At 37.8% G+C, this 14,581-nt stretch carries 14 protein-coding genes; 7 read left to right on the top strand and 7 right to left on the bottom strand.

What is annotated here, in order from left to right; genetic code table 11:
• The 3 genes from BMY14_RS18250 to BMY14_RS18260 all read right to left on the bottom strand — a co-directional run.
• Positions 1 to 226 (bottom strand): transposase (locus BMY14_RS18250; RefSeq protein ID WP_483878443.1); only part of this gene is annotated, 226 nt, incomplete at its 3' end.
• A 113-nt stretch (positions 227 to 339) separates the two neighbouring features.
• A complete protein-coding gene (locus BMY14_RS18255; RefSeq protein WP_091835198.1) occupies positions 340 to 1,626 on the bottom strand; it encodes a dicarboxylate/amino acid:cation symporter in 1,287 nt (428 codons plus the stop codon).
• A gap of 411 nt (positions 1,627 to 2,037) precedes the next feature.
• On the bottom strand, positions 2,038 to 3,012 hold the full coding sequence (locus BMY14_RS18260; protein ID WP_091835076.1) for a CHAP domain-containing protein: 975 nt from the start codon (positions 3,010 to 3,012) through the stop codon (positions 2,038 to 2,040).
• Between the two features lie 375 nt (positions 3,013 to 3,387).
• Between BMY14_RS18260 and BMY14_RS20695 the strand changes: the two genes are divergently transcribed.
• Both BMY14_RS20695 and BMY14_RS18265 read left to right on the top strand, forming a co-directional pair.
• Positions 3,388 to 3,558, top strand: a complete 171-nt coding sequence (locus BMY14_RS20695) for a hypothetical protein (protein WP_177177662.1) — start codon at positions 3,388 to 3,390, stop codon at positions 3,556 to 3,558.
• Positions 3,516 to 4,595: an acyltransferase family protein gene (locus BMY14_RS18265; protein ID WP_177177663.1), complete on the top strand. Its 1,080-nt coding sequence runs from the start codon at positions 3,516 to 3,518 to the stop codon at positions 4,593 to 4,595. Before BMY14_RS20695 ends, BMY14_RS18265 begins: the two co-directional genes overlap by 43 nt.
• Before the next feature lie 85 nt (positions 4,596 to 4,680).
• Here BMY14_RS18265 and BMY14_RS18270 read toward each other — a convergent pair whose 3' ends face one another.
• On the bottom strand, positions 4,681 to 5,871 hold the full coding sequence (locus tag BMY14_RS18270) for an MFS transporter (RefSeq protein ID WP_091835082.1): 1,191 nt from the start codon (positions 5,869 to 5,871) through the stop codon (positions 4,681 to 4,683).
• 183 nt (positions 5,872 to 6,054) lie between these two features.
• Here BMY14_RS18270 and BMY14_RS18275 point away from each other — a divergent pair, with 183 nt between their 5' ends.
• Entirely contained in the window at positions 6,055 to 6,654 is a 600-nt protein-coding gene (locus BMY14_RS18275) for a TetR/AcrR family transcriptional regulator (RefSeq protein WP_091835086.1), read from the top strand.
• An 87-nt stretch (positions 6,655 to 6,741) separates the two neighbouring features.
• Here BMY14_RS18275 and BMY14_RS18280 read toward each other — a convergent pair whose 3' ends face one another.
• Together BMY14_RS18280 and BMY14_RS18285 are read right to left on the bottom strand one after the other, a co-directional pair.
• Positions 6,742 to 7,788, bottom strand: a complete 1,047-nt coding sequence (locus BMY14_RS18280; protein ID WP_177177664.1) for an HD-GYP domain-containing protein — start codon at positions 7,786 to 7,788, stop codon at positions 6,742 to 6,744.
• Positions 7,789 to 8,161: 373 nt separating this feature from the next.
• A complete protein-coding gene (locus BMY14_RS18285; protein ID WP_091835092.1) occupies positions 8,162 to 9,301 on the bottom strand; it encodes a DUF6765 family protein in 1,140 nt (379 codons plus the stop codon).
• A 587-nt stretch (positions 9,302 to 9,888) separates the two neighbouring features.
• Here BMY14_RS18285 and BMY14_RS18290 point away from each other — a divergent pair.
• The 4 genes from BMY14_RS18290 to BMY14_RS18305 are packed head-to-tail and all read left to right on the top strand — an operon-like array spanning position 9,889 to position 13,843.
• A complete protein-coding gene (locus BMY14_RS18290) occupies positions 9,889 to 10,551 on the top strand; it encodes a carbohydrate ABC transporter permease (RefSeq protein ID WP_245741479.1) in 663 nt (220 codons plus the stop codon).
• Positions 10,548 to 11,357 carry a carbohydrate ABC transporter permease gene (locus BMY14_RS18295; protein ID WP_091835098.1) on the top strand — a complete coding sequence of 270 codons (810 nt, stop codon included), beginning with the start codon at positions 10,548 to 10,550 and terminating at the stop codon, positions 11,355 to 11,357. Before BMY14_RS18290 ends, BMY14_RS18295 begins: the two co-directional genes overlap by 4 nt.
• A gap of 25 nt (positions 11,358 to 11,382) precedes the next feature.
• Positions 11,383 to 12,738: an ABC transporter substrate-binding protein gene (locus BMY14_RS18300; RefSeq protein ID WP_091835101.1), complete on the top strand. Its 1,356-nt coding sequence runs from the start codon at positions 11,383 to 11,385 to the stop codon at positions 12,736 to 12,738.
• Positions 12,739 to 12,751: 13 nt separating this feature from the next.
• Entirely contained in the window at positions 12,752 to 13,843 is a 1,092-nt protein-coding gene (locus BMY14_RS18305; RefSeq protein WP_091835103.1) for an ABC transporter ATP-binding protein, read from the top strand.
• Here the strand turns inward: BMY14_RS18305 and BMY14_RS18310 are convergent.
• Entirely contained in the window at positions 13,832 to 14,557 is a 726-nt protein-coding gene (locus tag BMY14_RS18310; protein WP_091835106.1) for a glycerophosphodiester phosphodiesterase, read from the bottom strand. The genes BMY14_RS18305 and BMY14_RS18310 overlap by 12 nt on opposite strands.
• Positions 14,558 to 14,581 lie beyond the last annotated feature (24 nt).

Here is a 14,581-nt window from a genome sequence, read left to right on the forward strand (position 1 = left end):
CATTTGTCATAAATCCGAATAAGATTGTTTTCAACATGCTGGTCGGGTTATACCTGATACGTCCAGCAAAGTGAGCTGGAACATTTTTCAGGTATTTCTCCAAGTCGATTTCCTCCATAAATCGGTCAAAAACCAGCACGGGATCACAGATATTCAGATAATCTGAAATAAACAGTGGCAAAACTGCCTGTTTTGTTTTAAAATAATGTATGTTTGAATTTTTCATGTGCTATGTAAAATTTTAACACAAAAAGAGGATCAGCGGCTCTTTCGAGCTAGTGATCCTCTTTTGTTTTTATAGGGGCATTATTTCACAGCCCCTTTTTCATTCAATGAATTCTATACAGTATGAGCCGGCTCTACTTCCGGTTCTTTATGCTCATACATCACGTTTTGAAGCTTTTCTACATCTAATTCATTTTCCCATTTTGCCACAACAAAGGTAGCAATTCCATTGCCAATGAGATTTGTAAGTGCACGACCTTGTGTCATAAAACGATCTACGCCAAAGATAAGGGCCAATGCGCCTACCGGAATGGAAGGAATGGTCGATAAGGTTGCCGCCAATACAATAAACCCACTGCCGGTAACACCCGAAGCACCTTTTGATGTTAAAAGCAAAACTGCAATAATTGTAAATTGCTGCATAAACGTAAGATCGGTATTCGTAGCCTGCGCTAAAAAGATAGCTGCAACTGTCAAATAAATAGATGTCCCATCTAAATTAAATGAATAGCCCGTTGGTATAACAAGCCCTACAATCGATTTGGAGCAGCCAACTCGTTCCAATTTTTCCATCATACGAGGTAAAACACTTTCGGAAGATGCTGTACCAAACACGACCAATAATTCTTCTTTAAAATAAGCAATATATTTTGTAAAACTAATTCCTGCCCATTTGGCAATCGGCCAAACAACCAAAACAATAAATAAGAAACAAGCAAAGTAAAAAGTTCCTAATAACTTCATCAAAGGACCTAAGGATGCAATCCCATATTTACCGATTGTAAAAGCCATCGCCCCGAATGTACCAATTGGTGCCAAACGCATAATAAGATCAACAATACCAAAAAACACACGAGATACATCACCAATTACGCCTAAAAGCATTTTGCCTTTTTCACCAAACTTTGATAAAGCCCAGCCAAACATAACCGAAAATAAGAGGATCTGTAAAATTTCACCTTTCGCAAAACCATCCACTACGGTATTTGGAATAATATTCATAAAAAACTCACCGACCGTGTGGGTTTGCGCGCCCGTTGTGTACATTGCTACCGAGGCAGAGTCCAATGTACTAGCATCTACATTCATGCCAACCCCTGGTTGCAGCCAATTCACTAAAAAAATGCCAAAAAAAAGTGAACTCGTTGTAACCGCTTCAAAATAAAGCAAAGCTTTACCACCCACACGTCCAACTTTTTTCATATCGCCCATGCCTGCTATTCCACAAACAATTGTACAAAAAATAATTGGTCCAATAATCATTTTAATAAGTTTTATAAATGCATCCCCTAAAGGTTTCATACTTTCACCAACAGACGGATATAAATATCCCACTAAAATCCCAATGATAATAGACGCAAAAACCTGAAAATGCAATGATTTAAAAAAATCTTTTTTCAAAATGACTACACCTGCTTTCAGCTCATATGAATTCGTATACACATAAAACCTGTTACATATCTTCCTATAAAAACTATCGCGCTATATATGAAAGTGCTTATATTCACAAATTGGCGCATTCTGCTGCTTTGCAAAAAGTCTTCTTAGAATATCGGCCTCCTTTTACGCTTAACCCATTAAAATTGTCTTTATCGATAGAATTAAACTATCAAAGCGATGCTTTCACGTTATTATACGCCTAAAATAAAAAAAATACCACCCAGTTTCATAGCATTTTCTAATAAATTTTTTCATTTTATACACAATACACAAAAAAATCGTTAAAAGTATTATATTTTCTGATAATCAGCCATTATTAAAAAAAATAAAAGTTAGAGACGAAAAACATCTCCAGCTTTTATTTTAATCAATCTATTTATTGATGCTATTTGTTGGAAGCCCTAAAGGGTTTTGCCTTACTGGCAAAATACACCCAAGCAGCAGATAGCCTTCTTTATCCGGCTTTTGCAAATCACTTGTTGTTACAGTTTCGCGAAAAGGTGACAAATCGCTTTTTCGTAAGTCAAGCGTAAGCAAATCTTTCTTGATCGCACAGATAAGACCAACCTTAACTAATTTGTCCACTGGGTTATATTGTATCGTGATTGTGCCGATTTGTACTTCATTACAGTCTAAAGCCGTCACCCAGCCTGCCGCCTGAGCATTTTGAATCCATTCTTTCACATTACCAGTCCAATTGGCTCCAGGAGCTGGTGCTATTTTATCAAATTCCTTAATCATATATGTTGGCGCCCAATATTCTTTGAAGCTCTTATAACGAGGTTCTTTCGTCTTCAGCTGATCCACAGAAGACACTGTATATTTATCTGGATTTTGCTCATAGTCACTTTGTCGTACCGGCCAGATATATCCCATAAATTTTTTATTATCCATTTTCAAAAGATCACTATATAAAATAGAACGTATGCTGATTTTATTCCAGCCATCCGTCACTGGTGATTGATGGCTTTCCCCGCCAAAATTATACACAGCCGTTCCCGTAGTAGTTCCTACGTTCATTTCTTCCACTATAATACGATTTGCCAAAACTCGCCTTACGATTGCAACATGACCGCCATCACGTTTAAGTCCCTGCCACTCAACAATAGCACCTGGTATCACATCTCGAACGCTCGTCTTAACAACCCAGCCTGCCTGCCTTGCCTGCAGTACCCAATCATAATTGTATTTCAACCAATTTACGCCTGGTTGAGGTGCAATTTTTTCAAATTCCTGGGCAGCATACTTTGCACAAATTCCATCAGGCAGTCCCTGCCAGCTGGCACCATATGCACTAGCATAAAAGCAAGCAAAAAAAACTCCTATAAATACAAGAACCTTCTGCATAACAAAACACCTCTGTCCTACTACATCTCCCCTTATTCAAAATCAATACGAAATAATTACAATCAATTCAAAACAAAGGATGTTATTATCTAGAATACCACATCAAAGCCCTTTTGTCCTTCTAAGATATTTTTTATTTTCCTGTTGAAAATTTACAAACTATAGCTAGATGAATAATCTTACGTAAGAATTATGAAAAAACTATTTATTTTAACGAAAAAAGCAAAATCGTGTAATATTATTTCAGCATATTTATGATTTTTTATTCAATATTGAAACAGCACTCCAAAAGGTGTTAAATCTATAGAATACCTTTTAGCTCAGTGCTATAGTGTAAACTAGTATATTCATAAATAAATTGAGGTGATCTACAACATGTCAAGGTTTTTAGGATTGGATGGTATAAGAACCATTGCCTGCTTGCTGGTAGTTTTTCATCACATGGTACAACGTTTTGGTGTACCAGCAACCAATGAATTTTTAGCGGCGCTCCAGCGAGCTTTTTGGATTACAGCACCATCCGGCGTCAGTATTTTTTTGTTTTAAGCGGCACCTTGCTTGCCTATCCTTTTTGGAAGCACTATTTAGACAATCAACCGCTGCCGAATTTACGAGAGTATACCTTGCGACGGGCCGCTCGTATTGTACCTGGGTTTTATCTTGTCATAGCCGCGTCTCTGTTATTGGAAATGTTATTTTTGCCAAATTCACCAAACCGCCTTTTGCGCTTCCTAACTGCCCTTACGTTTACTGGTGGATTCCATTATACAACGTTTTTCCCTGTACCAGAACTAAACGGTCCCTTATGGTCCATTAGTTTTGAGGTTTTTTCATATATACTTCTGCCATTTTTCATGACTGGCTTATTTTACTTAGGAAAACGCCATACCTTTCGCAAAGCCCTGTATTATTGGTTTATTGTATTGCTGGTAATTTTTGGTTTAAACAGCCTCATTCAAATGTATTGCCAGCCGGATAACATTAACCGGGGCTGGCAATATGGTGTTGTGGGGGGCGCCAAATATTGGATGCCGAATTACAATCCAATTGGGTTTTTCGCTCACTATATAATCGGAATTTTTGCTGCGGGCTTTTTGGTATGGTTCAGTAAACATCAAATAATTCGAGAAAAATTAGCTGGTTTTCATTTTTTTGATTTACTTTCCCTTGTTGGACTTTTTTCATTTATAATGATTTTATGGACACAAAAAACAACCCCTGATTTTGGTTTCAGCTGGCAAAATCAACCATATTATTATCCATTTCTTGCTTTAAGCATAGGAATAGTCGTTGCAACAGTTCCTTATAGTAAAATTATTGGTCATATTCTAGATAACCCATTTTCTCGTTATACCGCTAAAATTTCCTTTGGCATTTACATTTGGCATTATATTATCATGACACTTGTAATGGTATTTGCTGCACCAAACCATATTCCATCTCCCCTCAAAGATTTTTCCAGCTGGATCACTATTATGGGAATTTCTTTACTCTTAACCTATGCAATTGCTTCTTTATCATGGTACTACCTAGAAAAACCTATTTTGGATTTTGCCCATCAAAAGTTTAAACATCCCAAATAAAAAAGAGGCTGTACATCTGCAAATAAATCTGCGGCTGCACAGCCCTTGTTGTATAAAGATATAGTTTATAGCAAGGAAAAATTGTTCATGCTTTATTTTTTTGTTCTGTAAGATAATAAACAAAGGCAGCCAGCGGCATGCTCAGCCCAATTATAGATGTAAAAAACCATCCATACTGTGCATAAGACCAGCCGCCTATAGCAGAACCAACCGCTCCGCCGAGGAAAAATATTGCCATAAAAATACCATTCAGCCGGCCTCGTATTTCACTTCCTAAAGAATAAATAGCTCGCTGTCCTAAAATTAAATTTCCAGAAACCGCCATATCTAACACAATAGCAGCCACAACCAAAATAGGTAAAGCAAAAACCGTATCTTGCAAAAAATGTGTTAACAAAAAGGCGAATGATCCAAGTATAAAAGCTGCCCCCGTCAAGCAACGTGTCCATCCTCGGTCAGCAAGTCTTCCCGCAATTGGAGCGGCAAGCGCACCAGCAACTCCAGCTAAAGAAAACAAAGCTATACCATTTTGTGATAAAGCAAACGCATCTACCAGCCACAAAGGCATAACAGTCCAAAAAAGACTAAAGGCACTGAATAAAAAAGCTTGGTAGATGGCACGACGTCTTAAAATAGAAATTGTTGTAAAAAGGCCCCATAACGATTTGATCAGTTGTCCATACTTCATCGTAGGTACTGGCTTTCGTTCAGGAAGATATTTTCTAAGCATGACCATGATCAATACAATCAAAACTGCCGCTAAAATAAAGACTGCGTTCCAATCCCAGGCTGCCGTAATAAAGCTGGCTACTGGTCTGGCCAGCATAATACCAAATAGTAAACCACTCATTACATTTCCTACAGCCCGACCGCGTTGCTCATCGGAGCTGAGATACGCCGCATACGGAACTAAAATTTGAACAGCAACCGCACCTATTCCAATAAAAAAAGATGCGATGAAAAATATGTTTGCTGTTGGAATTACGACGAGAGCCACCAATGCCAGTAACAGAATCACCAATACGGACAAAATTAATTTTCTATTTTCGATCAGATCACTCAACGGCACGATAAACAGAAGCCCTAGTCCATAACCAATTTGTGTCAACGTAACAATCATTCCTGATAGCTGTGGTGAAATGCCTAACGCTAGGCTGATTGGTCCGATGAGCGGCTGCGCAAAATATAAATTTGCTACAATAACACCACAGGCTATTGCCAGCATAAGCATCAACCACTGCGGAATTTTTTGATTTTCCTGAGATTTTATATTCATTATTCCTACCTCTATTCATTATTATTTCTTTTACAAAACTGAACGTTTAGTTTTATTAATTTAATAATAAACTAAACGTTCAGTTTTGTAAAGTATTTTTTTATTCGCTTTCCAAATTTAATTTTATTTTATATAATGTACGTATAGTTTTATAATACAGGCCATAAATTGGGAGGTATTTTATTGAATAAAAAAACTGGACGCCCCCGTAGTGCACAGACAGAACAAGCTATACTAGCCGCTTCCTATGATTTACTGCTCGAAAATAATTTTGCTGCGATAACCGTTGATAAAATAGCGGAACGAGCCAAAGTTAGTAAAGCCACAATCTATAAATGGTGGCCAAATAAAGCCGCGGTAATCATGGACAGCTTTATGGCAACGGCTTCGGCAAAACTTCCGCCGCCTGATACTGGATCAGCGATTAAAGATATTACGCTGCAGGCAACAAACTTGGCAAATTTTTTAAATACGCACGAAGGTAAAATCTTAACTGCCTTAATTGGTCATGGACAATCCGATACCGGCCTGGCAGAAGCTTACTTACAACGCTATTTCAAGCCACGTCGTCTTGATTCTCATCATATTTTAAAACGAGGCATTGCCTCGGGTGAATTTAGGGCAGATATCGATATTGAGTTATCAATTGATTTGATTTATGCCCCAATTTTTTATCGATTGTTAATAACTCATGAACCAGTGAACGATCGATTCGTTAATAAAGTAATACAGACCTTACTGTTAGGCATTCAAGGCGCACTACAAGAAAAAGAACATAAATAACAAAAAGATAACTCGTATTCTATAAAAGAATTATGAGTTATCTTTTTTAGTTTCACTACACCTTACGGTATCTACTAAAATGAATTATCAAAATGGTGATATCATTTTTGCAATATGAATATTTGTATTTTTGGATAAATCAATAAATTCTCCATCCAATGTTTTTACAATCGGTAAGCTATAGGCACTAGAATTAAAAAAGACGATTTGCGCTTCTTTTCCATTCGAAAGCATAATCCGATTGTTAAGCAAGCTGTTCTTTATTTGGCCAATAAAAATCATGCAAATTTTCAAATCAAATTTATCAAACATACCTGCCGTAAGTGTATCTAAGACAGGAAATGGATTATTACACGTATCCTTATAAGCTACATTATGAAAAAAATCAGCTACGCCAATGACTCTGGCATAAGGGTGAATCTTATCGCCTTGTGCACCAGTTGGATATCCACCACCATCCGAACGTTCTCGGTGCTGTACAATCCCCAAAATAACCTGATTGGAAAGGCCTTGTGTCTTTTTTAGCAACGCTGCTGTTTTTGCAAAATCAGTTTTTGTCCGCAAATCATCAATTGAATGCATTGATAAATTCCCTATATCGTGCAGCAAACTTGCCATGACAACGCCCGCAATATCAGCTTCACTCCACTTTAGCTGATGGGCAATCATCCCTGAAAAATAAGCTACCATAACAGAATGACGAGGAATAAAGTCGGTCAATGTCGCTTGGTTAATAAGTAAGGCATTCATCACTTCAAAACTATGAACCGGACTAATTGCCGAACAAATAAGCTGCACTGAATTTCTTATCTGTGCAACCGGAATAATATCAAATTTACGAACAATATCAAAATTCACGCCTACCGTTTGAACAATTTCATTCTGCTCATTTAAACAAGCTAAACACTCTAGACTTTCAGTCGGTCTTTCTGTTAACGTTTCCACTGGTTCAGCCTCTGCTTCGGTTGAATCAACAAAAACACTTTGGACATCCCAAGTTATCAATAAAGTGATATGTCGCGGTGTCAGGTCTACACCTTTACCGAGTAATACCTTTCCATTTAGTGAAAGTGCCGCATCCGCCAAAATCATTCCTGGTATCAAATTGTCTACTGGCATTAATTTAGCTGCCATACATCCATGTCTCCCTTCAATCAAGAGCATTGATATCCCTCAATGCACAGCAAAATCAATATTATATATTTATATATAATGCATTAAAGAAATTATAACGTATTAGGCTGTCAGGAATTGGCTATAGGGCATCGTTTACGTCCTCCATAATGCCACTCAACCCTATATCCAATTCCTGACGATTGCCATATAAAATATTTAATTCAATTCTATATAGAGAGATACTTCAATTCTATTAATTACCTAAATACAGTTCAATCGCTTCAATATAGTTATCGGTTGTTTTGCAAAATACTTAATAAAAATTCATTTTTCATACAAAAAATAGAACTTTTGTCTAGCTTATCATAAACCATCAAAATAAAAGAGCCCTTTACACCGCGCAAATCCCATATTTCGGCAGCAATTCATTTAAGATATAGGTGCGGTGAATTTGCAAAGCATCATGAAATAATTTCCAATCCGACAGAAGAAAAGCATCGCTATATTCGACAGTCTGCTCAAGTTGATGAACATCCAATTCTGTTCCCAACGCCAGATATTCCCATGATTTTTCACCTTGCTTATAATATTCTGGAATTTCATCAACACCAGGAATCGAATGACTATTTATTTCTCGCTGCCAGTCAGTATGCCGCACCTCTGTTTCATGACCCGTAAAATTGGTAAATGTTTTCCGCAAAATTTGTTCTTGTTCCGCCGAAAGCCCAATAGTCGTATCAAACATTGTTTCAATATCTTCAGGAATCGTGCCTTGTTTGAATAAACATAGTGTTTTATAAATATGGTTCGCTGCATCAATAAAAATCTCTATGTTATTGCGCTTCATAAAGTTTTCCGTTCCGGCGCCCGGATTTCTGCCATCTTCATATTCAAAAGACCATTCGCTCACATAAGGTAAATCCGGATATGTGAATACAGCCCCATGACCGAGTGGCAGATATTTATTGATCCAAGCATGGGTTTTATCTTCCGCTTTAAGAATAAATTCATCAACAGTTTTTATAATTCCGGTACCACTTTCTTTATATTGCAGATTTTTTATTTGGTTCTTTTTACTGATGATCCCTGAAAACCCTTGATGTGCCCAGCTATCGGCATAGATATGCAGGGTAATACCCAAACGATGCAGCTCTGTTCGGCTGCCTTTTTGCTTTAGGCATTCCAATATCATTTCACGACCTACATAGCTGTTGGGATAGCAAATCAAGCGATCTGTCATGTCTTGTTCCGCTGCCTGTCCAGCAGGTAAGCCTAAGTTTCCTGGTAAAAAATGAAAAGGAACCCATACAAACTGATCTTCAATTTCATTTATATTATGGCATAGATCAAAAGCTGAATGAGCTGAACTCACCCTGGAAAACATTGCTCCATTGGTAAATTTGACGACACCAGAGTGAATGGCATCATCAACATATTGTGAGCTATGCGCTATCGTATCCGATTCAACTGCACTATAGCCTGCCCATTGTGCTAAAACATAAACTACATCATAATGGAAATCTTTTTGCATTATAACAACTCCCTTAAAATATATTTCATATACAGTTTTAAATTCTCTGTCATTACCAGATTTACTTCTTATTTATAAAAAAATCCATCCTGCTGTATTTACTTCGCTATATTCAGGGACATTTCCTTGTCCTTCTTGAAATATATCTATTTTCAAGCACTTTGCTTTACCCATTATAGTTTAACCAAACCCCCGTAATATAACGCAGTATCCTTTCATGCAGCCTATATTATATGTTCACTCTTAACAGAAATTTAAGTATTATTTAACAAATTAATAACATGATTATCCGCATAGCGTGCTATGCTTTTACCGTAATAAAAAATAGTATACTGCGATCTGAGAGGTGATCTTTATTGTTTATTCCCCCCCAAAAGAAGAGTCTATGGCCACTGGTTCAAGGTTTATCCTATTTAGCTCCCTCCCTTTTATTGTTTATATGTTTTGTATTCTATCCTTTATTAAAATCAATCCAGCTCAGTCTCTTCAATACTGATTTAATCGGACAAGAAACAATATATATAGGCTTTCAACGCTATATCGACATGTTTTCTTCATTGCAGTTCCTTCATAGCTTATGGGCAACCGTGCTATTTACAATATACACTGTATTGCCTGGTATGCTAATTGCGCTGGGTCTTGCCTATATTGCAAATTGGCAGCTGCGAGGTATTGCTGTTTTTCAGACAATTTTTGCCTTTCCCTTATCGATTGCCGTCGCTGGCGCATCCATGATTTTCATGATGCTTTTCAATCCAACGGCCGGAGTTTTTGCTTATTTTCTGCAAATATTTCATCTACCGGCCATTTCTTGGCTAGCCGATCCAAATTGGGCTCTTATCTCTGTTTCCCTCGTGGCAATTTGGCGTGGTCTGGGGTTTAACATCATTATTTTCCTGGGCGGATTGCAATCCATTCCCAAGCACTTATATGAAAGTGCTGGAATGGACGGTGCCTCTCCCTGGCGGCAATTCATCGACATTACCTTGCCGCTTTTATCTCCAACGAGCTTTTTTGTTTTTATTGTTTCTATTATTAATTCCATGCAGACTTTTGGTGAAATTAATATTTTAACCCAGGGCGGACCATCCGAAAGCACCAATGTAATTGTGTATTCAATTTATCGAGAGGGTTTTTTTAACTTAAATTATAGTTATGCTAGTGCAGAATCGATTATATTATTCTTTATCATCCTGCTTCTTACTTTATTTGAATTCTGGTTATTGGAAAGAAAGGTGTTTTATCGATGAAAGATATCCTTCGATATTTCTTTTTAACAGCAGCCGCTTTTTTCATTCTAGCACCTTTTTTATATGCTGTTGCCGTCAGTTTTGAGACTGCATCAGAAGCTGCGACTTTCCCGCCCCAATTTATTCCTTCGGGCTTTTATACCGACAGTTATAGCAAAGCTATTGCTACTGCTCCCATTTTCCATTTCATTTTAAACAGTTTTATTGTTTCTATTTTAGTTACAGCCGGACAGGTATTTACCTGTAGTTTAGCGGCTTTCGCTTTTGCTTTTTTAGAGTTTCCTTATAAAAAATTACTATTTTCCTTATTTCTCTCTACCATGATGATTCCTTGGGAAGCTACCATTATACCGAATTATTTTACAATACGGTCCTTGGAATGGCTGGACACCTATCAAGGACTTTCCGTACCGTTTTTTGCTTCAGCTTTTGGCACTTTTTTATTGCGGCAATATTTTCAAACTTTACCGCGAGAAATTTTTGAAGCTGCCCGCATGGATGGCTGTGGGCATTTCCGTTTTTTTATCACGATGGTATTGCCATTATCGCGCCCGGCTCTGGCTACATTAACGATATATGCTTTTTTAACTACATATAATCAATATCTGTGGCCTTTATTAATAACCAATACCGATACTATGCGAACGGTACAAATTGGTTTAGCCATGCTGCAATGGGATCAAGGAATCTCTTGGAATACGACAATGGCAGGTATCGTGCTTGTATCTTTACCTACCATCCTATTACTGGTCTTAGGGCAAAAACAATTAGTCCGAGGGCTGACTGCAGGATCTACAAAAGGTTAAAGATAAAATATGAGGATGTGACAAAATGACAAAAAGCTTTTTAAAAAAATTAATTACTTTCGCAACACTTATTATTACAGTATTTGCCATCAGTGGCTGCGGCACAAAAACTGAACCTGTCTCTGAAAACAAACCTGTAAAAATCGTTTTTTGGTATGCAGTCGGTGGCAAAGTCGGTGAAGCCACAAAAACACTCGTTGATGAATTCAATTCCTCCCATCCCGATATTCAGGTTGAAGCTGTATTTCAAGGTGATTATGATTCAGCCATTAACAAATTGAAACAATCCATCCCTTCGAAAGGGACACCAAATGTAATGCAGGTATATGATATTGGCACACGTTTTATGATTGACAGCAAAGCTGTCATCCCTGTTCAAAAATGGATTGACCAGGAAAAATTTGATATGTCCACTTATGAACCAAATATATTAGCCTATTATACCGTCGATAATAAACTATATTCGATGCCATTTAATACATCCACACCAATTTTATATTATAACAAAACAATGTTTAAAGAAGCGGGATTAGATCCAGAAAACTCGCCAAAAACATTTGAAGACGTTACAGCTGCGGCTCAAAAACTGACTAATAGAGATGCCAATGGTACTGTTACAAGACCAGGGCTTTCAGTAGCTATTTATGGTTGGTTTTTCGAACAATTTTTGGCTGAACAAAACGCTCCTTATACAAACAATGGGAATGGTCGTGACAGCCTGACAACTGCTGTTTCTTTTAATTCACCACAAGGCGAAAAAACACTAGCTTGGTGGTCCGGTATGGTCAAAGATGGTACGGCTTCCAATATGGGTCGAAAGACAGCGGATACATTAAAAGCCTTCATTGCCGGTCAGACAGCCATGACAATTGATTCTACTGGAAATCTTGGTGATATCATGGACGGTGTGAATGGAAAATTTGACGTAGGTACAGGGTTTATGCCGCATCCAGCTGATGCAAAAGACGGTGGAGTTATCATTGGCGGCGCTTCGCTCTGGATGCTTGCCGGTCATTCAGACCCTGAAGAAAAAGCCTCCTGGGAATTCATTAAATTCATGACAGCAGCAAAACAACAAGCATTTTGGCATATAAAAACAGGCTACTTCCCAGTAACAAAAGCAGCATATGATGACCCGGACTTGAAAAAATATGAGGAAAAATATCCACAATTTAAAGTTGCGATTGAACAGCTTCACAATACGCCAATTAATCGTAATACGCAGGGTGGCTTGCTTGGTGTATTTACGCAGTCACGCCAAGAAATTGAAAGCGCGATCGAACAAGTATTAAATGGACAGAGTACGCCGCGTGATGCACTTCAGAAAGCATCTGATACGGTAAACGGTGCAATCGAACGATATAATCAAACAACCAAGTAGAAAGGAATTGCCCATGGCTACAATAAAACTACAACAAATAAGCAAATCATTTACAGATCATATTGCCGTAGCGCCATTTGACTTAACAATAGAAGATGGTGAATTTCTCGTACTGGTTGGTCCCTCCGGCTGTGGCAAAACAACGACACTGCGAATATTAGCGGGCTTAGAGACACCAAGTGCCGGACAGCTGTTCCTTGATGAAAAAGATATTACAAATTGCGAACCTAAAGATCGTGATATTGCGATGGTTTTTCAAAATTATGCTTTATATCCACATATGAATGTATATGATAATATGTCCTACGCCTTAAAACTGCGTAAATTATCAAAGTCACAAATTGCAGCTGCCGTTGAAAAAGCAGCTACAATGTTAGGACTGAAAGATTTGCTTAAACGATATCCCCGTGAACTGTCTGGCGGTCAGCAGCAACGGGTAGCATTAGGTCGGGCTATTGTGCGGCAGCCTAAGGTATTCCTTATGGATGAACCACTCAGTAATCTCGATGCCAAGCTCCGTGTTCAAACACGTGCTGAACTGATTGCTTTACACAATAAGCTCAAGACCACCATCGTCTACGTAACCCATGATCAAGTCGAAGCGATGACGATGGGGACTCGAATCGTCATTATGAAAGATGGTTTTGTTCAGCAAATAGGAAAACCGATCGACTTATATAATCGACCCGTCAATCGGTTTGTTGCCGAATTCATCGGTGCGCCGCCCATGCAATTTTTAAGTGGCTCTATTGTTAAAAATGAAGAAAATCTTATTTTCCAAGGCGATGGTTTTGCACTAAACCTACAAGGTCGAGGTGAAGCAGCGTCAGAAATTTATCTTGGTATACGTCCTGAAAATCTGCACCTGTGCACCGAAAAAACTCCCAATTCTTTTTCAGCCCAAGTATTGATTGTAGAAAATATCGGTTCCGAAGCCATTATTCATTGTGACGTGGGACATGAAAAAATAGCTATAAAAATCCCAGTACCACAAACTTTGCCAAAAATCAGCGAAATTCTATTTGTGATACCGGGTAAAGGTGATTTGCATATTTTTGCCAAAGGTAGCGAAAAGTCTATGGCTATTGTACAACTATCGCTTTAACCAACAATCTGGATAATCGCTAAAAATCCCCTGAATGTTTAGCTTCTTGACAAAGTTAAATTCTTCCAAAGTATTCACTGTATAACTATTAACGCCGATTCCAGCATCATGTGCTATCTTGATCCATTTTGCATCAAGATAATACCAATGTGAATGCAGGTAATCGGCGTTTGTTTGTTTGATGAAGCTAAGAACATCCACCGGATAACAGGAAAATAATACGCCTGTTTTAAAATGATTATCTAACTCTTTAATTTTACATAAAGAAGGGTGATAAAACGAAGATATGTTGAGTCTACCATAAAGGTCAAAATCCTTCGGTGCAATTGTTTTCATGATATGAACTAATTTTTCTTCAATGCCTTCGTAAATGACTGGGCCATTTTTGATTTCAATATTTAAATACAAAGGCGTTTTTACATACCATGTAAAAAACTCAATGAATGTTGCGATTTTGATTCCTACAAAAGACTCTCCATACCAAGACCCAAAATCAAATTGCTGGAGCTCTTGCAATGTAAAGTCACGAATCCAACCACTTCCATTACTGGTGCGATCAATCGTATGGTCATGACAAATAACAAGTTCTCCATCTTTGGTCATCTGTACATCAAGTTCTATACCATCAACCTTTAGCTCTAATGCTTTTTGAAACGCAGCCATCGTATTTTCTGGTGTATAACCACGAGCACCGCGGTGGGCATAAATCATCATGATAGTTTCCTCCTTACATTTAAC

Origin of the sequence: Propionispira arboris (genome assembly GCF_900109225.1) — a bacterium.
GTDB lineage: Bacteria > Bacillota > Negativicutes > Selenomonadales > Selenomonadaceae > Propionispira > Propionispira arboris.